This window comes from Nesterenkonia haasae, from assembly GCF_010119385.1.
In the GTDB taxonomy this organism is placed as follows: domain Bacteria; phylum Actinomycetota; class Actinomycetes; order Actinomycetales; family Micrococcaceae; genus Nesterenkonia; species Nesterenkonia haasae.
Genome location: NZ_VFIE01000021.1, coordinates 183,410 through 207,515 on the forward strand (window position 1 = coordinate 183,410; position 24,106 = coordinate 207,515).

The following is a 24,106-nucleotide window of genomic DNA, read 5'->3' on the forward strand; positions in this document are numbered from 1 at the left end:
AGGAAAAGTGCTTATATGAGATATTTTCCTCATAGTAGGCTCCTAAAAACGCCTGGTACTCCTGCTAGACGTGTCACATATCCTAGCTGAATTATCCCGCTGTGTGAAGGGTCACAGGCGTAATTAGTCCGCATTTGCAGGGGCCTTACACAGTCTTGTCGACAGAGTATTTAAGGCAACCATGGATCCCATTTGCCGCCAGTGTCTTCCTGCCGCCTCCGTCGCTACCCCAAGTCTTGCAGGGCAAGTTCCTGCAGCGCCTCCGGCCGGTGTTCGGCACACCATCGCAGCACCGCAGTGGGTTCCAGCACGCCGTAGACGGTGTCTTCTTCCAAAACCAGCAGGGGCCGGGTCCCTTCTTGCTGCATAATGCCGACGGCCTCGTCGAACGAATCATTGGCTGTCAAGAAGCGGTCCGACGCCACGATCGCGTTCCCGCACCGCATATCGGACCAGTAGTCGGGATACTTGCGCTGAAGCTGTTCAATGTCGGAACGCGACACAACACCTCGGGGCCCCTCGACGGGATCAGTGAGGACGAGGTAGTCGACGCCTGCGGCATCCAAGTGCTTCAGCGCGCTCTCCATGGACTCTGAGGCAACGATGTGCCCCTGCACGGGGACAACCGACTCGCGAAGTGGTGACCTCGAATGCGGCGTATCAGGCGGGTTATTGCGGGTGATGGTCATCGCGGATCCACCTCCCCGGCATTCTGTCTCTCCTGACCGGCGAAGAGGTCCTCCCAGAGGAGGGGGTCGTGGTCTTGGCACCATGTGCGCACATCGATGCAGCGAAGCAGGCCAATTGCATTGTCCCGTTGGCACACCAGTAGGGTCCGGACACCCGTCCTGCGGTATTCAGCGAGCACATCTGCCACGGTGTGGTGGGCCGCTACCGGAGACTGGTCAGAGGGGACCCCGGAGGTGCACGGCTGCGTCTGCCATCCCGTGGGGTTGCTCCGTTCAGCGGCGAGCACATCTTCGGCGGAGAGGATGCCGACCACATCGCCGCTGAGTTTCACCACCGCGAAGGCGTCATCACTGAGGGCTATGAGCTCAGCGGCCTGCCGCAGCGAATGTGTACCTTCGATAACCGGCTCAAGCGGTCTCATGAGGGCCGCGACGGAGTGAGACCGCAGACTATCGGGCTCACGGATGCTCTGGTCACTGGGAGTGACCGTGGCTTCAGGTTTGTGGGCCGAGTCGGCCGATGGGCGGTTGGGCAGCGTGTGGGTCATGGCCTTCAACTTCAGAATCAGTGCCGATGAGCCCGCTGCTTGAACTCGTTAGGATAATTTTTATCACAGGGCGGGCTGGTGACCAAAAGGTCGAAGAGCCGCTGACTAGGCGCCCGAGTCCTGGTGGTCCTCTGTGGCTCGGCTTGAGATGTCCTTGAGCCACTGGGCGACGTCGCGCCGTTCACTGGCCATCAGATGGAGCCCGAGGTCGGTACAGAGGCGGGCGAACATCTCCACGCCCTGAATGCTGTTGCCCTCATCATCGAGACGCGGGGCGAACGAAGCCAGCCCCACCTGTCCTGGGAGGACGCCGATGATGCCGCCGGAGATGCCCGATTTGGCGGGTATGCCTATCCGGGCGAGCCAGCGCCCCGAGCCGTCGTACATACCGCAGGTGGCCATGACGCTCAGTGTCCTGCGGGCGGCTCCCTCGGACACGACACGTTCACCTGTCTCGGGATGGACGCCGTTATTGGCTAGCGTGGCGGCCATTCGCGCGATGTCTCTGACGGTCACCAGCACGCAGCACTGGTCGGTGTAGCCGCGCACCGCTTCTTCGGGCTCAGTGGCGAGCACGTCGTGGGTTTTGAGCATGTGGGCGATGGCGAGGTTGCGGTAGTCCTTGCTGTACTCATCTTCGGCCAGCTCGTGGTCCACGTTCAGGTCCCGGCCGGCGAAGGCGCTGAGGCCTTCGACGATTCTGGCCGTGCGGCGCTGCACGTCCTCGCTGTGTGAGGTGGTGTGTGGGCTGTTTCGTGCGGCGTCTTCCGGGTTGGGGCTGACCAACTGGTGGGTGACGATTGCGCCGGCGTTGATCAACGGGTTCAGTGGCCGACCCGTTCCACCCTCCAGGGACAGCTCGTTGAAGGCTTCCCCAGAGGGCTCGGTGCCCACAGCCTCATGGACTCTTTCCAATCCTGCATCATCCAGGGCGAGGGCATAGACGAACGGCTTAGAGATGGATTGGATGGTGAAGTAGTGGTCCTGATCTCCGGCAGCGTATTCGGAACCGTCGGCTGTGACCAGTGCCAAGGCGTGCAGCGCAGGGTCGGTCGAACCCGGGGCAGGGATGTCCTTGGAGATTTCCCCCGAGGTGTCCTCACCGCACTCTGCGAGCACATCGTTGAGATATTCGGTCACTGAGGAAGCATCCTCAGGATGCTCGCGTGTGGGGGATCCTGTCATGGCGACAGACTAGCCCCAGGTGGCCCTCTGGCAGAACAACATCATGGAGGATGGCTGGCTAGTTCTTCGGTTTACGTGAGCCATGTCAACGTTGCGTGGATGGGACTTCGGGGATGCTGCGAGTACGGATCAGCTCAGCAAACCAATGGGCACTGTCCTTGGGAAGTCGTTCCAGGCTCTCGTAGTTGACTCGCACGATGCCAAAACGCTTGGAGTAACCGTATCCCCACTCGAAGTTATCGAACAGGGACCAGACCAGGTATCCGCGCAGATCTACTCCACGAGATATCGCTCGGTGGGCAGCCACCAGATGCCGGCGGATATAGTCGGTGCGATCGATGTCGTGGACACTGCCCGATTCCACCACGTCGTCGAAGGCAGCACCGTTTTCAGTGATCATCAGCGGAAGCTCCGGAAACTGCTCATGCAGCGATACCAGCAGATCCTCTAGCCCATCAGGCGCGATGTTCCACCCCATGGCGGTGTAGGGCTCAGGCTGTTGGATGAACTCCACATCGTCAGCGCCTGGCCAGGCGGAACCGCCCACATCCTTGTGACCATCGTTCTGCTGTTTGGGGCCTGTGCCGTCCCATGTCCGGACCGTTGTGGTGGAGTAGTAGTTGACTCCAAGAAAATCCAACGGCTGCTGGATGTGCACCAGGTCATCGTCTTCAACGAATGACCAGTCCGTCACGGAGGCCGTGGTGTCCAGCAAGTCTTGAGGATATTCACCTCGCAGCATTGGATAGGTGAATGCCCGGTTGGCCAGAGCATCGATGGCCGCCACTGCCGTCTGGGCCCCTTCCTCAGCGGGGCGTACTACGTGAAAGTTCAACGTCACCGAAAACTGCGGGTCATTGGACACTGTCTCTCGTAGACGTTGGGTGCCCAGTCCGTGGGCCAGGTTGAGATGGTGCACGGCTTGAAGAGCCGCTGCTGGCTCAGTCCGCCCGGGAGCATGAGCGCCGGAGCCATACCCTAGGTAAGCGCTGCACCAAGGTTCATTGAGTGTGCTCCAGACGGCGACCCGATCACCAAGTGCCCGGCCCATGATCTCGGCATAGTCGGCAAAGCGGTATGCAGTCTCACGCGCCGGCCAACCCCCGGCGTCTTCGAGCGCCTGCGGAAGGTCCCAGTGATAAAGAGTGGCAATTGGCTGGATCCCGCGCCCTAACAGTCCATCAACCAGACGGTCGTAGAAACTGATTCCTTCAGTCAAGGGCGCCCCTGACCCCTGTGGCTGGATCCTGGGCCATGCAATGGAGAAACGATAGGCCTCGAGCCCTAGCTCCTTCATCAGTTCCAGGTCCTCGTCCAGCCGGTGATAGTGATCTACAGCTACATCGCCAGTATCGCCGTTCCAGACTTTGCCAGGTGTCTTGGAGAAGGTATCCCAGATTGAAGGGCCTCTTCCACCTTCATCGACGCCGCCCTCAACCTGATACGAGGCAGTCGCGGCACCCAGCAAAAATTTCGACGGAAATTCAAGGCCAATATCTCGATAGTCATGCGGTCTGGTGGTCACAGGTGAACCTCCGTGGGGTGGTCAATGATTCGGACGAGGTCGAGTAATTGTGAGCCCTCGCGCACATAGAGGGGCAAGGAGTCGAAGTTGTGGGTTTCCCACCTCCAAGAGCCTCCTTCAGTCTTCTCACCGGTCAGGAGGTTCTTCCAGTGTCCCTGTGGAAGGTAGAACTCGACGGAGTGGTCAGCCTGCATCACCGGGGCTACCAGCAGATCCGGGCCCAGCATGTATTGGCGGTCGAGGTGTTCTACAGCCGGGTCATGAGGGAATGCGAGCGGCATAGGCCGCAGAATGGGGGTCCCTGTGCGTGAGGCTTCGTGGCCGCAGTCAACCAGGTAGGGCAGAATCTGTTGCTTCAGCGTCACGAAACGGCGCATCACAGAGGTCGAGCTGAGGGGGTCACTTTCGTCAGTACCTTCGACCTCATCGAAGAGCCAGGGCACACGGTAGCTCTCGGAGCCATGCAGACGGCTGTGGCTTGACAGCAGACCGAACGCGACCCACCGTTTGAAAACATCTGGTGAGGCGGTGCCTTCGAACCCGCCAATGTCGTGGCTCCAGTACGCGAATCCGCCCATTGCCAGGGATAGGCCACCACGCAGAGTCTCGGCCATCGATGCGAAGGTGGAGGTGCTGTCCCCACCCCAGTGAACCGGCATAGTATGGCCCCCGGCCGTCGCAGACCGAGCGAAAAGTACCGCTTCGCCAGGACCGCGAACCTCTTCCAGCACATCAAACACTGTGCTGTTAAAGAGGTGGGTGTAGTAGTTGTGCATGCGTTCCGGTGATGAGCCATCGAAGTACTCCACTTCAATGGGGATGCGCTCACCAAAGTCCGTTTTGAAGCAGTCGACGCCCATGTCCAGAAGACGGCGAAGCTGACGTTGGTACCAGGCGGCAGCATCGGGATTGGTGAAGTCGACAAGCGCCATCCCTGCCTGCCAGAGATCCCACTGCCAGACGCTTCCGTCTGGGCGGGTCACAAGATACCCGTGGCGTTTTCCCTCATCGAACAGATGAGATCGCTGGCCAATATACGGGTTGATCCACAAACTGACCTTCAATCCGCGTTCATGCAGGCGAGCAAGCATGCCTTCAGGATCCGGGAACGTCCGGGGGTCCCATACAAAATCGCACCAGTTGAACTCACGCATCCAGAAGCAGTCGAAGTGGAAGACACTCAGCGGTATTTGTCGGGCTTCCATTCCCTCTATGAACTCATTGACTGTGGCCTCGTCATAGTTCGTGGTGAAACTTGTCGACAGCCACAGTCCGTAGGACCAATCCGGTACCTGCGGAGGTCGCCCCGTAAGCGCGGTGTAGCGTTCCAACACACCGGCAGGATCCCCGCCGTGCATGACAAAGTATTCGAGGCGCTCGCCAGGGACTGCGAACTGCACCCGCTCGACGGATTCTGAACCGACCTCGAATGAGACGTGTCCTGGGTGGTTGACGAAGACCCCATAGCCCCGATTAGTGACATAGAGTGGGACGTTCTTATACGCCTGCTCGCTGGAGGTGCCGCCGTCGGCGTTCCATATGTCGACCGACTGCCCGTTTTTCACTACGGGACCGAAGCGTTCACCTAGACCGTAAACGAGTTCCCCCACGTCGAGGTCCAACTGCTCGTGCACATAGGTGTCGGAGAGAAACTGTGCGGTTCCCTGCCGAGGATTGCTGACTGGCCCGCGATCCACCTGCGCATTGTCATCGAGTCTGATGTATCCGTGGGCCTTCGTCCCGCTGGATGTGAGAACGCGCCCTGTTTCGACGTCGATGAACCGCAAGTTCCACGGAGCGCCGCTGGTGATTTCGGCGGCAACAGATCCCGATACCAGGCGCGCCCCCGTTTCGGTGAGCTCCGCGGTACCCGAACCGTGCTGTGCGCCTGGAAGGTCGAAGCTCAGTTCTTTGCGACCACCACGGTGATGTTCCAGTGTCACGCCAATGATGCCTGGCAGTGGGGAAGCCAGAGTGACGGTCAGTACGGGGCGGTTGAGGGTATCGCCTCGTTGCTGAATCACTTTGGTTGGCACGGTGGCCACTACAGTTGCGCCCTCAATCCAGACGTCGTAGGTTTCACGACCGTATAGGGCTTCTACTCCGGGGCGCATCTGCCAGAATCCATCAGTGAACTTCATTTATTTGACTGCTCCTGCCGTAATACCTCGCGTGAGGGTGCGTTGGAAGATGAGAAAGAAAATCAACGTGGGGATCATGCCCAGGAGCGCCGAGGCGCTCATGGTGGTGACGTCCATAAGTCGGTCACCCTGAAGGGCTGTGATCGCCACTGGGACGGTTTGGTTGGAGTTGCTGATGAGGAAGGTCAGCGGAATGAGGAACTCATTCCAGGTCCAGATGAAGAAGAAGACCATGAGCACGCCCAGGGTGGGCCAGCTGATCGGTACCACCACACTCCATAGGGTCCGCCACCGGCCAGCACCGTCCAAGGCAGCCGCCTCAAGGACCTCTTTGGGGAAGGTGCCGAAGACTGAGGCAAGCAGGTAGGTGCCGAATGCGCTTTGGATTACCGTGAAGGTAATGATGACTGACCACACGTTGTCGTATAGCCCAATTGCTCGGAAGATCGAGTACAGCGGGTAGAGCAGCACTTCCTGCGGCAGCATATTGGCTAAGAGGAAAATCAGAATCAGGGAGATCCTGCCTTTGACCCTCCCGATACCGATGGCGTATGCGTTCAGCACTGAGATGATCACGGCCAGAACTGCGACCATCCCTGAGATGAAGAAGCTGTTCCACAATTTTTCGGGGAAATTTACCCGATTCCAAAAGTTGACGATCCCATCGAAGTACAGCGAACTGGGTAGGGTCAGCGGGTTCCCGCTGGCATAGTCCGCTGGAGACTTGAACGAGTTGAGCAGGATGATGATGAAGGGGAACACCACTGCTGCTGCTGCGAGGGCGATGACCGTCAGGACGATCCAGTTACCGATTGAGCGTTTGCTGGACCTGCGCATTTTGGTGCGTGGCGTTTTGGTTATGTCGGTCATCGGCCCTCCTGGTCGGCTCGTTCCACGCGGCTCTGAGCCAGGATGAAGATTATTGATACGGCCAGAATCACCACGGTTAGGGCGGTGGCGATGGTGGCGCCGTAGCCGACCTGTTGGCTTTGGAAGAACTGGCTGTAGGTGTAGTAGCTGGGGACGATCGTGGCGTTGTTGGGTCCGCCTCCGGTCAGTGCGTAGACCGGAGCAAAGACTTTCAACGCTGCGATCGTGCAGGTCAGGGCGACCACGAATGTCTCCGGACGGATCTGAGGCAGTGTGATGGCGTAGAAGCGACGGAACCATCCGGCGCCGTCGACCTCTGCCGCTTCATAGAGTTCCGGGTCGACCCGTTCCAGGGCGGCCATGAAGATGACCACCGGATAGCCGATCTGGACCCATATGAGTACGGCCATGATGCTGAAAAGTGCCGTGTTGGGATCCCCCAGCCAGTTGTTGGCCAGTACGCCTAGCCCCACCATCTCGAGCAGTTCGTTCAGTGCGCCGTTTTCAGGGCGGTGGATCCACCCGATGACGATGGCGGCGACGACCGCAGGGATGATTTGGGGCAGGTAGTAGGTGGCCCGGAGGAAGCTGGCGACTTTGGGACCGAACTTGCGCGCGACGACATCGAAGAGCGCTGCCGCAATCACCAGTCCCAGCAGGGTGGGAACGATCACCATGGCGATGATCATGGCGATCGAGTTCCGGAAGGATAGCCAAAACCGCTCGTCGCCGAAGAGCCGGATCCAGTTGCTGAGGCCGGTCCATTCGGGAGCCACGACTCCGCGATAGTCGGTGAAACTGAGGTAAATGTTCCAAAAGAGCGGAATGATGATCACTACGGCCAGCAGAGTAAAGCCGGGGATCAGGTACCACCAGTAGCTGGCTCCTCCTGTGAGGGAGCGGCGGGCGGGGGAAGCCACGCGGGTTGCAGGGGTCTGTTCAAGAGTTGTCATAGGTATCCTCCCGGAGTGCCGCCGCTCCAGGGGGAGAGACGATGACGGCACTCAGGTTGGGATGAGTCAGTTCTCGTCCAGGCCGGCTTCATAATCGGCCCCGATCTGGGAGTTCATGGTCTCGGGATCCAGGGACCCGTTGACCAGGCCTTGTAGGCCAGCGTTGAGGTCGTCGTAGAACGTGGAGGTTGGCCAGTCTGGATAGAAGGCCAAGCCATCCTGCTCAAGGAGGAGGTTGAAGTTCTCGACCAAGGCGACCGATTCCTCGTCTGTGACATCGGCTTCATCTGCGGCTACTGGTACCCCGCCGTTGTTGCCCATGATCGCCTGAATCTCAGGTCGGAGGGTGATGTCGATGAACTCATGGGCCAGTTCTTTGTTCTGCGAGGTTTCTGGCACCACCCAGAGGTTTCCTGAGGACCCCGGAGACATGCCTTCACCGGGGAAGAGGAAGGTGTCCCATTCGTGTTGAGCCTCTTCGATGAAACGGCCGTACCACCAGCTTCCTGAGAAGAAGATGGGATAGGTGCCGTTGATGAAAGCAGTTCCTGCGTCTTCGGCGGTGAGGCCGGTTGAGTCTGCAGAGATGTATCCCGCCTCGATCCAGTCCTCCAGAGTTTCGCTGGCATAGCTGATTTCAGGACCGTTGAAGTCAACAGGGTTCTCGTACATCTGGAAGTCGCTCACCCACTGCCTATCGGCCTGAGTCAGAGCCAGCTGATACCACAGCTGGCCCATTGGATACTCGGCGGCGGCCTGAGCCAGGGGAGTGATGTCTTCCTCCACGAACGCTTGCATCACGTCCTCGAGCTCCTCGATAGTTTCTGGGACTTCCAGGCCGTATTCTTCAAACATTTCCGTGTTGTAGTAAGCCATCACGTATTCGCCATAGGTCGGTACGCCATACCAGGAACCTGAGCCCATGACCCCGTCCTCGCTGTATCGCGAGGTGATGTGCAGAGACTCTGCCAGTACGGAATCCCACCCGTTCTCTTCAACGGCGTCATCAAGGGGAGAAAGCAGGCCCTGGCTGGCAAGCAGACCTGCGGTGGCGTTGCCCTTGTTGTACTCCATGATGTCGGGAGCTTCATCAGAGTTAATGACCTGGCTAGCCGTCTGCCGGATCTGTTCGAAGCTACGTTCTTCGAATTCGACCGGAACCCCGGTTTCTTCTTCGAAGATTTCGATGGCCTCGTTCCAAGCGATAGCCATTGCTGAGGTCTCGTTTTCGTAGTGCCAGAGCTTCAGCGTTTCGCCCGTCCGGTCCTCGGCGCCGCAGCTGACCGTGATCGTGACGGCAAGGGCGGCGATGCCCAGGAGCCCGAGATTTCGTTGCAGTGCCATGGTGATTCAACCTCCAAAGTGACATTGTCGAAGCGTTTCGACAAAACTGACGGATATGCGTTTGTGAGCATTGATTTGTGGTTTAGAGGTGATCCGCGACGGAGCCGCGGTTCACGAATTGGGGTTCCAGTAGAGTGCTAGTCGGTACGGGGATCTGGTCGATGCATTGCATTACCGAATCCACCGCTTGGGCGCACATCTGTTCGATCGGGAGGGCGATACCGCTGAGTGGTATTTCAAGTTGCGCGAGGTCGTAACTCGCCGCCGCTGCGAAGAGCGAGAGGTCCTCAGGCACATTGAGGCCGCGCTCAACCAAACGGCGTTCAGCCTCTTCTACGACGGGTTCGTTGCAGTGGAAGATGACTGCGGTCAAGTCTGGGATATTGTCGATCAATTCATCGATGGCTTGTTTGCCTGCGCCCCGATCCAGCCCCGCCCACCGAACGTCAATCCTGATCCCTTGGTTCGACGCCGCTGCGCGCAGAGCATGGTCGAACCGCTCGATGAATCCCGAGTGTCGGTGGACATATCCAAAGGGGTGGCCAATGAGCCCGATGCTCCTATGGCCTTGGTCAGCGAGTCGTTGTACTGTCTGCCGGGCAGCGGCAGCGAAGTCAAGGTCCACATAGGGGAAATCGGCGGACTCTCCTGGAATGCCGATGAAGGAGCCGGGAAGTTTCAGTTCACGGAGCAGTGAGAGTCGCTCGTCATCGGTTGTGACTCCCATGCTGACCACACCGTCAATGATCGAGGAGCTGCCGACCCTGCGAATACCCCTGACCTCGTCGTCGGTGGCGAGCATGACGACGTCGTAGTCGTGGCGGCGTGCGGCGCGGATGACCTCAGTGACAAACCGCATGTGTGTGGGCAAGTGGCCGTCTTCGTGAAGGGGAGCGGAAAGAGCAATGAGGTGCGTGCGCTCTCCGGCGAGCATCTTTGCGCCCAGGTGAGGGTTGTAGTCCAGCTCCGTGATTACCTCGGCTATGCGTTGCCGTGTCTTCTCGCCAATCGAACGCTTGCCGCTGAGAGCGTAGGACACTGTGCTGATGGACACGCCTGCTTCGCGTGCGACATCTTTGATGGTGACCATCAGCGTTCCTTCCCTGGGCGTGTGAGCTACACCATAGTCGAAGCGCTTCGATCCAGGCAACCCCAAATGATTGCGATCACCAGATTGGGCTTATGCGGTGGTGGGGTTGCGGAGCTGATAGCTCAGCGATTGCTCGAGGCTAACGCACTTAGCGCCTTTAGCTGTGCGGTATCTTCGAGCGCCGAGCCGACGGCGACGACGTCCACCCCAACGTCCAAGAAGCTCTGCGCATTGGATCCGTTCAAGCCGCCGGTGGCGACGAAGTTCATATCCGGAAACGGTCCGCGCATCATGGAAAACCATTGTGGAGTGAGCCAGCTGGCGGGAAACGCCTTTACCCAGCTCAGCCCCAGGCGCTGTGCTGTCTGCAGTTCTGATGGTGTCGCCACGCCGGGCAGAAACGGCATGCCAGCTTCGTGCGCCGCAAGGACCACCTCGGTGTCGAGACCTGGTGCAACAAGATAGGACGCACCTACCTCTCTTGCCAGCTCGATCTCGCTAACGTGCAGGATGGTGCCTGCCCCGACTGATTTGCCGCGCTCGGCCCCGAGTGCCGCGACCTGGCGAATCGACTCAGCATCCTCATCGTTCTGGAGAGGCAGTTCCACAGAATCGATACCGAGATCCCACGCACGCTGGGCTAGCTCAACGGAGCGTGACACGCCCAGGCCCCGTAGTATGGCCATCACTGACGTGGTGGCGAAGGCGGTGCCGAACCAAGAGTTGTCAACCTGAGCTGTCACTGGGCGAATCCTGTCTCATCGATGTAGTCGGTCGTTGTCTGTAACGTCATTGCTGCTCGTCGGTGGCCAGCGCGTAATCTGGCATTGGTGTCAGCCCCTGATATCAGCGCTGCAAGGTAGCCTCCGGCAAAAGCGTCTCCAGCCCCCACGGGCTCGACCACGTCGACAACCTCTGCCGGTTCAAAAGTGACCCGGCTGCCGCTGAACTCGGTGGCACCGATGGCGCCATCCTTGACCACGAGCGACGGACAGTCGGGGAACAGCTTGCGGATCGCTTCAGGCTCGACGCTGCCCCATAAGGTTTCGGCCTCGTCTCGTCCCACAAACACCACATCTGCTTGGCTCGCCAAACGATGCAGCGTCTTGCCTGCAGCATGGGGTTCCCACAGTGCCGGCCGGTAGTTCACATCGAAGCTGATACGGGCGCCCTCTCGGCGGGCATGTGCAAACAGTTCAGTAAGAAACTCAGAAGCTGTTGCCGACAATGCCGCCGTGATACCCGATAGATGGACCAGTAGGTTCTGAGTCAGCGGCAGGCGAAGTGCGTCCTGTGTGCTCAACGTGGACGCTGCGGAGCCGGCCCGGTAGTAGAGGACGCCGTGTCCGGGATCTTTGAAGTACACGCCGGTTGGGAACTCGGGATCGAAGATGACCGAGGAGACGTCAACGCCTCGGCTAGACACAGTGTCGGCAACGCGCCGGCCCAACTCGTCGTCACCGAGACGACTGAACCAGGCGCTTCTGTGGCCCAGGGATGCAACATGGGCAGCGACGTTGGACTCAGCACCACCGGCATCGAGGTGGAAAAGCTGGGAACTGCGCAGCCGGTCAGCCGAAACGGGCGTAACTAGCGCCATGGTTTCGCCAATGCACAGCAGCTCAGCCGGAGAATCAGGTGTTGTCACGGTTGCTCCTGTGGGTTGTTGAACAGACGAGTAAGTCCCTCGAGAACCTGGTCAGTCGGGGCGGCCAGGGAGACCCGAATGTACCCTTCACCCGTGACTCCGAAGGCGGTACCTGGGGCCACGGCGACGTTTTTGTCCACTACTGCTTGGCGCGCGAAGTGGACCGCAGAGTCGGTCATTTCTCGGACATCGATCCACATGTAGAACGCCCCCTGCGGCAATAGGTAGGGGATGTTGCAGCTGTCCAGGAGTTCGGCGGCTTGATTCCGCCGTTGACGGTATGTCTGGCGTGCTTGTTCGATGAAGTCAGGTCCGGAGTTCAGCGCCGCCAGGGCTGCGTATTGGGCCGGCGCGTTCACACAGGAGAGCAAAGGCTCTTGTAACTTCGCCATCGCAGGACCTTCACCGGGAGGAGTCAGCAGATACCCCACCCGCATACCGGTCATGGAGTAGGTCTTAGAGAAGCTGAAGCACGACAAGATCTTGGCTGCATGCCCCAGCGATGCGGGGCTGATATGGGGCTGGTCAAAAGTGATGGCGTCATAGCACTCATCTGAGAGCACCCAGAGTCCGTGGGCCTGCGCGAAGTCGAGTAGTCCTACCAGGGTGTCGCGATCGAAGACGGTGCCCAGCGGGTTCGACGGTGAGTTCAGAATCAGCATTCGGGTCCGTGGACTCACGATTCGTTCCAGCTCAGCAAGATCGGGGAGGAACCCGTTCTCTGCGGTGAGCTGGTAGTGCCGCGTTGAGGTGTGCATCAGGTGCGCTGCCATAGCGAAGTTCGGCCATCCCGGGTCCGGAATGAGTATTTCGTCCCCTGGCCTCACCACCGCTGCCATAGCCAGCGAGATGGCCTGCATCCCACCCGAGGTGACGATCACGTCCTCCGGCTGAGCGTCTATGGCATGGTCCTCAGCGAGACGGCGTGCGATGGCGGATCGCAATTCCGGGATTCCGGCGTTCGGCGCATAGCGCGTGTGACCGGCCTGCAGCGCCTCAATTGCCCCGGTGTGCGCCGCCGTGGACATGGGAAAGCTGGGTTCGCCGACGTGAAGGCCGATCACGTCGTCGCCGGTGCTCCAGGCCAGATCCATGATCTCGCGGATCCCTGACCGGGGCATCGAGGATGCCGCTTCGGAGATACGGGGCACGTTCGCTGTGGTGCTCAATGGATCCTCCTTGCCGTCTACAGACTGTTGGAGAGCCGTGCTGGCTCAGAAATAGGTGCGCAGGCACCCGACTATGTGGTCATGTTCGACGAGAAGTACAGAGCGCCACTTGTCGAACATGGTGCATGGGTGGGAGAGCCCGAGCCTCAGCAGCTCGCCGACGCGCAGCGTATCGCTGGGAAGGCGAACGTAGGCGTGTTGATCATCGGTGGAATACACTTCCGCATCGATGCTTTGCCAGTGGCCATCGCGGTGGACTCCGAGCACGCACGGCAGGTGAATGTCGTAGGGCAGGTCGCGTTTTCCGGCGTCAAGGATTGCCAGTCCCGGCTCTGGTGTGGAGAGAACTCGGGTGTAGGCCGTCGCCGCGGGCTGGAAGTGCGGTCCGGATCGTTGAGCACCGGGTGTGACGTTGCTGTAATGGCCATGGTCGTGGATGGCATAGGCCCCAGAACGCAGCACCACACGGCTGCCGCTCACTTGGTCCAGGGCCGGTGCCAATTGCTCAGCGACGAGGTCGAACCACGCGCTGCCGCCGGCGCTCAGCAGCGGCGTCGATGTTCTGTGGAGGTCCGAGAGCTCGATGAACGCTTCGCGCACCTGGCTCAGAAAACCTCGTATAGCCTCGGCGTGCCTGTCCTGCGGCGTGCCGGTGGAGCCTTCTGGAGGACGAGGTACGCTGCCTTCGTATGCGGCGAGCCCGCGCAGTTCAAGAGTGTCGGAGGCGTTGATGGCCTCTGCCGTCGCCCGCGCCTGCCTGAGAGTTCGAATGCCGGTTCTGCTGCCGGGGGCACCGAGCTCGACGCAGACCCCCAGGGGCCGGGAGGCCCCCACCGCACGCAGATGATGGTCCATCTGCTGCACCGACTCCAGAGAGTCGGCCCAGCAGGTGACGTCGAACTCCTGGGCGGTGGTGCGGTTGAGTTCCCCGCCGAGCCAGGTCAGCTCTGTGGGGGAGATGAGCTCGTTGGCGACGATCACGCGCTGAATCGAAGACTGCCGGGCCACCCGCAACTGGAATCCGTTCGCCACGGAGATGGCCCATGACCCCGCATCGAGCTGCCATTGCCAGAGGCCTGGAGCCATCGTGGTTTTTCCATGGGGCGCAAGGTCCATGTTCCGTTGGCTGCTCCACTCCTGCATGACGGCGATGTTGTGCGCCACGTCTGACAGGTTGAGGGTCAAGCTGGGAGTCGGGACATCTGTGAGCGGAACAGGGTGATTCACCGCGTCAGCGATGGCGGGGGACCAGTGTTTGTCAGCAGGGTCCGGCGTTTCGAGCCATTTCGCCATTGATCGGCGCCAGTCCGGGGCGGGGGAGCTCATGGTCAGTGGCGCACTGCTACGGCGTCGATTTCGACGAGGATGTTGGCCAGAGAGCTTCCGACGGTGGTGCGAACGGGGAAGGGCTCGGTGAACCGTTCCCGGTAGACCTTGTTGAAGCCAGGGGCATCCCTGTCCAGACGTTCCAGGTGGACGGTTGTCTTGACCACATCGTTGAAGGTCAGTCCCACCGCGGCGAGCGCGGTTTCTAAGTTGTTGAGCACTTGGGAGGTCTGCGCTTCGACGCCTTCCGGGACCTCACCGGTCTGGGGGTCCTGGGGGCCGAACCCGGCGGTGAAGACAAACTCGCCGGCCTCCACGACCTGGCTGTAGGGCCCTGCAGGTGCGGGGAGGTTGTCGAGAACGTGTGCTTTCTTGGTCATCGTTTTTCCTTTCGGTTGGGAGAAATGTGGGTGCGGAAGAGCGTGGTTACTCCAGGCGTTCGACGTCGGTGACGATCTCATAGCGGTCGGCGTGGTAGAACGAATCGGCCAAATAGAGTGGCGTCCCCTGGTCATCGCGGAAGAGGTGCTTGACCCGGAGTGAGGAGGCCCCGGCGGTGGTCTCCAGCAGAGGCGCCACGTGTGCTGACAGTGAGGCGGCCGAAATGTAGCGCGTCGCGCTCACAGGAGTTTCACCGATCCTCCGCAGCGCCGCGTGCAGCGACCTTTCGTAATCACTCGCTGAGAGCTTCCGTGCCGTGCGCGGGGGAAGATAGACAGTCTCATGACACATGGGCTCCTCCCCGCCGAAGCGGAGCCGCTCCGCCCGGACAACTTCTGTGCGTGGGCTCAGGCCGAGGCTGTCAGCGAGCTGGTCGTCACAGGGAACGTCGTCGAGCCGCACCAGCCGGGTGGAAGCGGTGATGCCCCGGGTGTACATGTCCTCAGTGAAAGAGGTGAGCTGCTGATTTTTTGTCACCCTGGGACGTTGGACGAACGTGCCGCGGCCACGGCTGCGGACCACGACCATATTCTCGTTGAGGCGTTCCAACGCTTGGCGGACGGTCATACGGCTGACATTGAACTCTTTGGCCAAGGCGGCCTCAGTGGGCAGTCGGGTTCCTTGGGGGAGGCTCGCGCAGCGTGCGGCGAGCGTGTCAGCGATCTGTTCGTACTTCGTCGTAGGGCTCATCAGGTCTGTCCTGTCATATACGCTGCGGCAACGGCTTCGTAGAGATCGACAGACTGATAGAGCTGTGCGACTCCCACGCGCTCATTCGGACCGTGCGCCACACTCAGCCACCCAGGGCCCAGGCTGGTCACCGTGGGGATCCCGGCCTCCCGCATGAAGTAGGACGCATCGGTGCCTCCAGGGTATCCGCTGGGCTCCAGGTGATGACCGAGCACGGTTTTCGCAGCGCTCTGGCATGCTTGGGCGACGGCGTGGGCGGGGTCGAGTTCGATACCGTCCATCCATCCCAGGGAACCGGGACGGTAATTGATATCCACCTGGGCTTGTCCGTCAGTGACGCTGTTGACCAGCTGCCTGACCTCGTTCTTGACCACATGCTCGTCCATCCCGGGCGCCAAGCGGATTTCGACGCCGACGCGGCAGTGACCGGGCCAGGTTCCGAAGGCGACGCCGCCTTCGATGATCATTCCTGGGTTGACGGTTACCGGGCAGGGGACGTGTCCAGGGTGGGTCACCGAGGGGTGGAAGGACTCGAAAGCCTTCAGCAGATCGGCTGCGACCAGGGTTGCGTTGCGTCCCAGCACCGGTGAGAGGCCGCTGTGACCCTGGTTGGTCCATATGTCCAGCTCAAAGCAGCAGATGCCCCGAGATGCCAGATGGAGCGCTTCCCAAGGTCGCTCTATTCCGCTGGGTTCGCAGATCACCATCGCGTCAATGTCCGGCAGCAGTTTCTGCTGGGTGAGGGCCTGGGCGCCAGCAGCCGACCCCTGCTCCTCATCAGCAGTGAGCACCGCGGATACGGTTCCGCTGCCCGGCGCGTCTGCGAAGCGGCGTATTGCCAGCAGCATTGCTGCGACGGCGCCCTTCATATCCGAACTACCCAAGCCAAAGGCGTCGTCGCCCACGGTGGTAAGGGTGAACGGATCTGTCTCCCACAATTTCAGGGCGTCGCCGACTGGCTTGGTGTCCACGTGCCCGGACAGCGCCAGATGAGGCCCTGGTCCTTTATCCACGGTGACGATGAGATTCGGCCGGCCTTGGACGGGCTCAATCCTCTGGTGTGGAAGGCCGAGTTCGGTGCACAGCTGTTCGAGCCGAGTCACGACTTCCTGCTCGCCGACTCCGGGATTGGAGGAGTCGATGGCGACCAATTCGGCTGTCAGGGACAGGACGTCCATGGGATTCCCTTCGTCAGGTGACATCAACGCGGCTTGGCAACACGGCTGAAACATTTGATCTAGACAATGAGACTACAAGAAGGCTACATTGTCGGCAATTCGGCCATATTCCCGTCGAATTAGACTAGACCATGTGATACTGTTCACAGATCTCCGTTTCACTCACCACAGAGGAGTCACCATGAAACACACCCCTTCACCCAGTCATCGCGTGAAAGTAACTGCTGCTGTCGCCGCTTCGGCGCTACTGCTGCTGACCTCATGCGGAGGTGATGACGAACCCGAATCCGGAGATGCAGCCTATGAGTGGCGTCTGGGGTTCAACACCAATGAGGACTCCGTCCGTGGAGTGGCCGCTGAACGGTTCAAGGAAGTCGTCGAGGCCGAGAGCGACGGCCAGATCACAGTGGATATTTACCCGGCAGAGGCTCTCGGAAGCGAACAGGAGATGCTCAACGGGGTGCGCACTGGCAGCCTCGAGTTGCAGATGGCCGGAGGCGGTGCCCTGCAGAACGTTGTGCCCGAGTACGCGATCGCAACCCTTCCCTTCCTGATCGAGGATTTTGACGAGGCCTATGCTCTGCTGGATGGGCCGATCGGCGAAGGCTGGAAGGAACAGGCCAATGAAGAGGGCTACCGGGTGCTGTCGCACCACGACCTCGGATTCGCCCAAGTGACGAACAACGTCCGCCCGATCACGACTCCTGAAGACTTCCAAGGCGTGACCATCCGCAGCCCTGAAGAACCGACCTCAGTCGCGACGTTCAGCGCTCTGGGAGCCAGTGTGGACACTATGGCGTTCACGGAGGTCTACCCCGCACTCCAGCAGGGCGTCATTGATGGGCAGTTCAACCCACTCGACGCCATCTACGAGACGAACTTTCACGAGGTCCAGGACTACCTGACCCTGATGAACGTCTTCTACTACCACGTGAACTTCATCATGAACCCTGATGTTTGGGATGAGCTCGACCCCGAACTGCAGGAGGTCGTCCAGCAGGCGGCTGACGAGGCTCAAGAAGTCTCACGTGAACAGACTCAGGCGAACCAGGAAGAGATGCTCGACGTCCTTGAGCCTGAGTTTGAGGAGATCGTCACCGACCCAGACATTGACGCGTTCCGCGAAGCCGTAGAACCGGCTTTCGATGAAATCGAACAGATCGTCGACCCTGAGGCAATCGAAGAAGCTCAGGAATTCCTGGACGACTACCGGAATCAGTGACGGTCCGGGGGTGCCCTCCATGAGCGGAGGGCGCCTCCGTGCACCCAGTGAGCAGAGCAGAAAGTGACCTGATGGAAAAAGTGGTGCGCGTCGTCGACCGCCTAGTCGACATTCTCGAAACCGTAGCCGGCGTTCTGATGGTGGGGCTGACCGTAGTGGTGATCACCGCAGTTGTCAGCCGCTACGCCCTGCAGGTCCCACTCCGGACGACCACGGAGATGTCAGGGTTGATCTTCGCCTGGTTGGTCTTCCTGGCAGCGATCTCCGTCACCCATAAGCAGGACAACATTGCGGTGACTTTTTTCAGGGATAAGCTTCCCGGCCCGCTGCCGGCAATCTCAGAAGTCGCCATGAAGGTCCTCATGCTCGGATTCTCTGCAGTGCTGGCATGGTCCAGCTTTCAACTCACCACAGCTGTGATGGATCAGCGTCTTCCGGTACTGCAAGTATCAACGGCGTGGCTCAACGGCTCAGTAGCCGTGGCCTTCACCCTCATCGCTGTGATCCTGCTCCTTCAGATAGTCACAGACATCTTTTTCAGGCACCTCCGCAAGCCCATGGGTGAAGTGCTCGACCCCACAGACCCAGCCGCGGGTCAGATCGGAAGTGGTCCCCAATGATCTGGGTCATGATCGGTATCTTCGTCCTGCTGCTCATTCTTGGAATGCCTGTGGCTTTCGCCATGGGAGCTTCAGCTCTGGTCTACATTCTTGTCGAAGACATCACGCTGGAGCTCGTCTCGCAGCGGTTCCTCTCCAATACTCAGTCATTCGCCTTCCTCGCTGTGCCGTTCTTCATACTTATGGGAAACATCATGGTGGAGAGCGGGATAGCCCAACGCATGATCAACGTAGTGCACGCTGCGGTCCGGCAATTGCCGGGAGGATTGGGCTGCGTGTCAGTGGTGACGAGCATGGGCATGGCAGGTGTGTCAGGATCCTCAGTTGCTGACGCCTCCTCTGTGGGTTCAGTGCTGATTCCCGAAATGAAGCGCAAAGGGTATTCGGCATCGTTCTCGGCTGCGATCAACGCTTCGAGTTCGGTGGTGGGCATCATCATTCCGCCCAGCAGCACCATGATCATCATTGCCTGGTTGGCGAACCTGTCAGTGGCCGAGATGTTCCTGGCCGGAATCATTCCGGGGATCCTCATCGGCGTGGCGTACCTGGTCGTGACCATCACTATTTCCATCAAGAGGGGTTACCCCAGGGAAGAGCGGCCGACTCTCCGCGAGTTCGCGACAGCTACAGTGAAGGCGTTCTGGGCTCTGCTGCTCCCGATCGTGCTGATCATCGTTATCGTCGCTGGCATCGCCACTCCCACCGAGGCCGCGGCCGTCGCCGCAGTCTATGCCTTCCTCATCTCGGTGTTCGTCTACCGTTCCTTGGATTGGCGGGGTGCGTTGCGGGCGGTGAAGGGCGCGGCCTACGGCACCACCGTGGTGATGCTGATCGTATGCACCTCCACGATTTTCAGTTACGTGCTCATCTCAGAACGCGTTCCACAGCTGATCTCTGACAATCTTCTGGGACTCGGCCTGCCCACCTGGGGAATCAAGTTGGCCCTTGTGCTCATCCTTCTCTGTGCCGGCATGGTGATGGATCTGGTTCCCAATCTGTTCATCTTCATCCCCATCTTCTTCCCAATTGCTCTTGAACTGGGCATGGAACCCACGCACTTTGGAATCGTGATGCTCTGTGCCCTGGCGCTGGGACTTTTCACACCACCCATTGGAACCACCTTGTTCATCTCCTGCCACTTGGCCAAGGTAAAAATGGAAGACACAGTGAAGGACCTCCTGCCCTACTTCACCGTCGGAGCTGCCATGGTTCTGCTTCTCACGTTCGTCCCAGCGTTGACTATGTGGATACCGAATCTGGTGAACGGTTAGCACCATGGACCCTTTGAGGCAGAAGATCCGAGGGGCGTTTGCACCAGGCTCGGCGCGTTACCTGGATACCCCGAGCATGGGAGTTCCACCCTTTGTGACCGCTGAGGCCGTCACAAACGCGGTCGCCCAGTGGGCCCAGGGCACGGCACGATTCGAAACCTGGGATGAGATACGAGAGCGTTGCCGGCCTTTGGCTGCTGGTGAGCTCGCTGTACCCCAGTCCACGCTTGCGATGATTCCGTCGGTGGTCCCGGCGGTGGCCTACGTCGGCGACCAGTTGGCCCGGCGGAAGGGTGTGGTGGTGGCACATCGGAGCGAGTTCCGTTCGCTGCTGCTGCCCCTGTTGCGAGCCTTCGGGGAGGAGCGTATCCGGTGGGTCGATGGGCCCTATACCGCTGCCACGTTCCTGGAGGGGTTGGATGAGGGCGCCGCGGTAGTAGCGGTCTCTTCCGCCAGCTCGCACAACGGAGCACGTCCCGGTCTGGCGGCCATCCACCAGGAATGCCAATCCGTTGGCACTGAACTGGTGATCGATTCCACTCAAACCACAGGCATCACCAGCCTGGGAGTAGATCCTGCCCAGTTGGCTCTGGTGGCCTGCGCCGGGTACAAGGGACTCCTTGCGCCCCGTGGCACCGGATACTCAGCAATACGTGAGGATCTGAGTCTCGCGGCGCCGGCCTTGGCGAGCCCTTACGGGATGTCCGACACTCCGCAGGTGGGTTCGTACGGAGGGCCGCTGATGCCACGCGAGGGCGGGGCTCGGCTGGACCAGTCACCGGCCTGGTTGAGCTGGGTCGGTGCCCATGCCAGCCTTCAATTTCTGCAGCAGGTGCCGCTGAAGGATCGAGAAGCCCATGTGCTGGGCATGACCGCACAGTTGCGTCACCGGCTGCAGGGCGCAGGTTACGCACTGGCTGAAACAGACCTCCCGAGCCCGGTGGTGGCACTGACGGTGCCTGACCCCGCTGCGGCGCTCACCGCGCTGGAGGAAGCCGGGATTCGGGCTTCAGTCAGGCGGGGTGTACTAAGGATGGGTTTCCATTTATATGTAGAGCCCAGCGTCATTGAGACGGTAGTTGACGTGCTGAACACCTATCGGGAGGCCGGCGAATGAATGGTGAGGGAGAAGCCTGGGCGCACCACTTTGCCTCCTACACCAGTCGCGAGCACCGTGATCGCAACCGGCATATTGTGCTGATACCTGTGGGCGCTGTTGAGCAGCATGGAGATCATCTTCCGACGGGTACCGATGCGTGGATCGCGGCACATATCGCGGCACGCGTGGCTGCGGCCCGCGATGGTGTCTTGGTCGCAGATCCTTTGCCGTACGGATCCTCAGGCCATCACCGTCAATTTGCAGGAACGCTCAGTCTCCGCCCCTCGACCGTGGTCGCGCTCGCGGTAGATATCGCCTCGTCAGTCGCTCAGCACGGTGACGTCCCGGTATTCATCAACGGTCATGGCGGCAATCGGCCCGCGCTTGGCCTCGCTTTGCAGGAACTTCTGCTGGAGGATGTCGACGCCTGGGCCATCAGTTACTTTGATGAGCTGAAGTCGGTCGTAGATGAGCTTTTCTCCCCCTCACACGATGCCACCGGTCATGCCTGTGCCATGGAGACGTCGATCGTCGCCCACCTGTGGCCCGAATTGGTGCGAGAGCAGCTTATTCCGTCTCCAGGAGGGCAGGGCGTCTGGCCAGACCCATTCCTCTTCCCGGCACCCCATCCTCAGACCAACCGCACATTCGAGCGCGTGAGTGCCAATGGGGTGGTGGGCCGGCCCGATCTCTACAGTGCAGAAGCTGGCCGCACCCTTGTAGAGGCGGCCGTTGACCGCGTGGGGGAGTCCGTTGGCCGTATTCGTGACCTCTTACAGTCCACGCACTACTCGAACAACTGAGGCATCTTCTCTCGCATTTCACGGTCAAGCATCGGCGCTAGCGATTCCACGTACTCCGAGGAGAGGTGGCTATCATCCCGGTAGACCGCCACACCGCCTATCACCGCGCTGCATTGCCGCTCCGGGCAGATGTAACTACTTGTGAGGTCAATCGTGTGGGTCCCGTCGGGAAGATCGGTCTCGTCCAGTGGGTTGGTCTCAGCGATGATCGACTCGTCAGGAGCACATTCATCGGGGCTATCACCTTCAGCGAGACAATCAGCGACGTTGTCGTCCGGACGCGGAGTACCTCGCAACAGGAGCAGATCGGCGCCGGTATCCACAATTTCCTGCCACCGGGCAGGCGCTTCTGATTCGATGCGTTCCTCTGAAGTGTCAGGGATGAGAGTCCCAGCGGTCACGACGACGTCAACGTCACGCTCGGCGAGTGCATCAGAGAAATTGAGGTTCCACTCAGCGCACTTATTGTCTTCAGGGTTGTCCGTGTGGCCGAACCGACAACCACTCTTATCCGCGAGAATGACTTCCCAACCGTAGACCTCGCCTAACATGATGAACGCGTCGTGCCACTGGCCCGCGTGCGAACCGCCAGCCAGCATTACCGTTGCGGTGGGCTCTGCTGGAGGTTCAGGGTCTTCACAAATCAGGACCTCCCCCGAGTCGGGGGAGTCACCCGGCTCTTGGCGACAGTCCCAGTCGTAGTACGGAGGTTCATCCTGAGCCAGGGTTTCCGCGTCGGGATAAAACTCCTCGCCTCCCAGGGCGTCTTCATCGCCCTCTAGCAGCGCCAATGCCCCTGGATGCTCACCCCGTTCCAATTGGATTCCCTCGTCTTCGCCGTCTGGTTCAACTACAACGTCATCATTGCTTGTATCGTCAGCTGGCGTCGCCTGCCCCTGATTGATGTTCCATGTGAGATACCAGGCTCCGGCTATTAGAACGGCAGCGCCAACGGGCACGACTAGCCACGGTCGGAGAAACTTGAGGGTCGCCATCGGTTGCTCAACTTCGCGGTACGTGACCCAGGCGGCGGCGAGTGAGATCAACAGTATGAATGATCCGCCCGGCCATGCGACGCTCTGGTTGTCCCTCACTTCGAGGTAGAAGATCAGAAGTGGCCAGTGCCACAGGTACAGTCCGTACGCCAAAGTGCCGAGCCAACCAACTGGCGAGGTGCTCATCAGATGCGCAACGGTGCCTCTGCGCTGGTTGTCAGTTCCTGTTGGTCCGGCGGATACGACTACGAGTGCCATGCCTAGCAGAGGCCAAAAAGCCCATGGGCCGGGGAAAAGAGCTGCCCCGTCGACGAGAAATCCGCAGGTAACGATCAATATGAGCCCGAACCAACCGAGCACATCCCGGAGTAGTTGCGGGAGGCGAATACCGCTGATCATAAGCGCCAGCAGTCCACCGAACGCGAGCTCCCAGAGGCGCGTGCGGGTCATAAGATAGGCGGCTTCTTGGTTCACCTGGCCCATATACATGCTGAACACGAAGCTGGCGGTGAAAACCGCGCCGGTGAGGACGGCCATCGCCATGGCAGGAGAGAGCCTGCTGCGCTTTGCAATGAATACGGCGAGGACCGCTATGAGCGGCCATATGAGGAAGAACTGACCTTGAACCGAAAGTGACCAGAAGTGCTGGAATGGGCTGGTTTCAGGGCCAGCAGCCTCATAAGCCAATTGGGAGTTGACGAGTTCAATGTTTTGGAAGTAGAGCAGCGAGGCGCGAGCTTCGGTGAGTAACTGTCCATGCTGAGTCACCGGCATGACAATCAGGCCCATGACCGCGGTGAAGACAATCACCAGTACAGCAGGTGGCAGGATTCGCCGAATAAGTCGACTCAGATAGGCGAAGACATTGAAGCGGCCTGCTTTCTCGGTCGCTTCGCGGAGCAGCATGCCGGTGAAGAGGAATCCGGAGATGGCGAGGAAGATGTCGATACCACCAGATACGCGTCCGTCTCCGTACAGATGGAAGACAACGACGCCGAGGATCGCCACCCCTCGAATGCCGTGCAGTTCGGGACGATACTGGCGCTCGGGGACGGCAAGCCAGCGGCCCGTTCCACCGGTCGTACGTGTAAGGGGCTCACCGTCAACGGTTTGAGTTGTGCCACTACTTGTCATCAGGAGGAACCATACTCTTCACGCCTGGAGCTTCCTGGATGCCTCGCTGGCTGGCGGCAGGTCTATCTTTCGCCGCGTGAAGACATACTCAGTGGTTGGTTTTGCGGCCGAGTTGGGTGAAGGTCCAGTGGTGGTTTTCCCATTGGTGGGGGGTGAGGATGTTGC

22 protein-coding genes are annotated in these 24,106 nt (G+C 60.0%); 5 read left to right on the forward strand and 17 right to left on the reverse strand.

Features of this window, described 5'->3' with window-relative positions; genetic code table 11:
- Nucleotides 1-224 precede the first annotated feature (224 nt).
- The 16 genes from FH975_RS10550 to FH975_RS10625 form a co-directional block, all read right to left on the reverse strand.
- Nucleotides 225-689, reverse strand: a complete 465-nt coding sequence (locus tag FH975_RS10550) for a CBS domain-containing protein (protein ID WP_162321308.1) — start codon at nt 687-689, stop codon at nt 225-227.
- Nucleotides 686-1,237, reverse strand: coding sequence for a CBS domain-containing protein (locus FH975_RS10555; RefSeq protein ID WP_162321309.1), 552 nt, complete (start codon nt 1,235-1,237; stop codon nt 686-688). The genes FH975_RS10550 and FH975_RS10555 overlap by 4 nt, the downstream gene beginning before the upstream one ends.
- 105 nt (nt 1,238-1,342) lie before the next feature.
- Nucleotides 1,343-2,422, reverse strand: coding sequence for a glutaminase A (gene glsA / locus FH975_RS10560; protein WP_162321310.1), 1,080 nt, complete (start codon nt 2,420-2,422; stop codon nt 1,343-1,345).
- A gap of 85 nt (nt 2,423-2,507) precedes the next feature.
- On the reverse strand, nt 2,508-3,947 hold the full coding sequence (locus tag FH975_RS10565) for a GH1 family beta-glucosidase (RefSeq protein ID WP_162321311.1): 1,440 nt from the start codon (nt 3,945-3,947) through the stop codon (nt 2,508-2,510).
- Complete coding sequence (gene yicI, locus FH975_RS10570) at nt 3,944-6,088, reverse strand: alpha-xylosidase (protein WP_162321312.1); 2,145 nt, start codon at nt 6,086-6,088, stop codon at nt 3,944-3,946. The genes FH975_RS10565 and yicI overlap by 4 nt, the downstream gene beginning before the upstream one ends.
- On the reverse strand, nt 6,089-6,958 hold the full coding sequence (locus FH975_RS10575; RefSeq protein ID WP_162321313.1) for a carbohydrate ABC transporter permease: 870 nt from the start codon (nt 6,956-6,958) through the stop codon (nt 6,089-6,091).
- Entirely contained in the window at nt 6,955-7,911 is a 957-nt protein-coding gene (locus FH975_RS10580; RefSeq protein WP_162321314.1) for a carbohydrate ABC transporter permease, read from the reverse strand. The genes FH975_RS10575 and FH975_RS10580 overlap by 4 nt, the downstream gene beginning before the upstream one ends.
- Before the next feature lie 66 nt (nt 7,912-7,977).
- The gene (locus tag FH975_RS10585) at nt 7,978-9,255 is read right to left on the reverse strand and encodes an ABC transporter substrate-binding protein (RefSeq protein ID WP_162321315.1); all 1,278 of its coding nucleotides are present in this window, start codon (nt 9,253-9,255) and stop codon (nt 7,978-7,980) included.
- Between the two features lie 82 nt (nt 9,256-9,337).
- Nucleotides 9,338-10,345, reverse strand: a complete 1,008-nt coding sequence (locus FH975_RS10590) for a LacI family DNA-binding transcriptional regulator (protein ID WP_162321316.1) — start codon at nt 10,343-10,345, stop codon at nt 9,338-9,340.
- A 122-nt stretch (nt 10,346-10,467) separates the two neighbouring features.
- Entirely contained in the window at nt 10,468-11,088 is a 621-nt protein-coding gene (locus tag FH975_RS10595; RefSeq protein ID WP_328821862.1) for a bifunctional 4-hydroxy-2-oxoglutarate aldolase/2-dehydro-3-deoxy-phosphogluconate aldolase, read from the reverse strand.
- Nucleotides 11,085-11,993, reverse strand: coding sequence for a sugar kinase (locus FH975_RS10600; RefSeq protein ID WP_162321317.1), 909 nt, complete (start codon nt 11,991-11,993; stop codon nt 11,085-11,087). Before FH975_RS10600 ends, FH975_RS10595 begins: the two co-directional genes overlap by 4 nt.
- Complete coding sequence (locus tag FH975_RS10605; RefSeq protein ID WP_162321318.1) at nt 11,990-13,162, reverse strand: pyridoxal phosphate-dependent aminotransferase; 1,173 nt, start codon at nt 13,160-13,162, stop codon at nt 11,990-11,992. The genes FH975_RS10600 and FH975_RS10605 overlap by 4 nt, the downstream gene beginning before the upstream one ends.
- A gap of 45 nt (nt 13,163-13,207) precedes the next feature.
- Nucleotides 13,208-14,488, reverse strand: coding sequence for an alanine racemase (locus FH975_RS10610; protein ID WP_162321319.1), 1,281 nt, complete (start codon nt 14,486-14,488; stop codon nt 13,208-13,210).
- 2 nt (nt 14,489-14,490) lie between these two features.
- Nucleotides 14,491-14,868: a RidA family protein gene (locus FH975_RS10615; protein WP_162321320.1), complete on the reverse strand. Its 378-nt coding sequence runs from the start codon at nt 14,866-14,868 to the stop codon at nt 14,491-14,493.
- Between the two features lie 46 nt (nt 14,869-14,914).
- Nucleotides 14,915-15,619 (reverse strand): GntR family transcriptional regulator, encoded by a 705-nt coding sequence (locus tag FH975_RS10620; RefSeq protein ID WP_162321321.1) that lies wholly within the window; start codon nt 15,617-15,619, stop codon nt 14,915-14,917.
- Nucleotides 15,619-16,797: a M20 family metallopeptidase gene (locus FH975_RS10625; protein WP_162321322.1), complete on the reverse strand. Its 1,179-nt coding sequence runs from the start codon at nt 16,795-16,797 to the stop codon at nt 15,619-15,621. The genes FH975_RS10620 and FH975_RS10625 overlap by 1 nt, the downstream gene beginning before the upstream one ends.
- Nucleotides 16,798-16,978: 181 nt before the next feature.
- Between FH975_RS10625 and FH975_RS10630 the strand changes: the two genes are divergently transcribed.
- From FH975_RS10630 to FH975_RS10650, 5 genes are all read left to right on the forward strand, one after another.
- Nucleotides 16,979-18,019 (forward strand): TRAP transporter substrate-binding protein, encoded by a 1,041-nt coding sequence (locus FH975_RS10630; RefSeq protein ID WP_162321323.1) that lies wholly within the window; start codon nt 16,979-16,981, stop codon nt 18,017-18,019.
- 71 nt (nt 18,020-18,090) lie between these two features.
- Nucleotides 18,091-18,639, forward strand: coding sequence for a TRAP transporter small permease (locus FH975_RS10635; RefSeq protein ID WP_162321324.1), 549 nt, complete (start codon nt 18,091-18,093; stop codon nt 18,637-18,639).
- Between the two features lie 8 nt (nt 18,640-18,647).
- Nucleotides 18,648-19,910: a TRAP transporter large permease gene (locus FH975_RS10640; protein ID WP_202923180.1), complete on the forward strand. Its 1,263-nt coding sequence runs from the start codon at nt 18,648-18,650 to the stop codon at nt 19,908-19,910.
- Between the two features lie 76 nt (nt 19,911-19,986).
- Entirely contained in the window at nt 19,987-21,027 is a 1,041-nt protein-coding gene (locus FH975_RS10645; protein ID WP_162321326.1) for an aminotransferase class V-fold PLP-dependent enzyme, read from the forward strand.
- On the forward strand, nt 21,024-21,812 hold the full coding sequence (locus FH975_RS10650) for a creatininase family protein (protein ID WP_162321327.1): 789 nt from the start codon (nt 21,024-21,026) through the stop codon (nt 21,810-21,812). The genes FH975_RS10645 and FH975_RS10650 overlap by 4 nt, the downstream gene beginning before the upstream one ends.
- On the opposite strand, the gene FH975_RS10655 is transcribed toward FH975_RS10650, so the two are convergent.
- Nucleotides 21,797-23,941, reverse strand: a complete 2,145-nt coding sequence (locus FH975_RS10655) for an acyltransferase family protein (RefSeq protein ID WP_162321328.1) — start codon at nt 23,939-23,941, stop codon at nt 21,797-21,799. The genes FH975_RS10650 and FH975_RS10655 overlap by 16 nt on opposite strands.
- Nucleotides 23,942-24,106 lie beyond the last annotated feature (165 nt).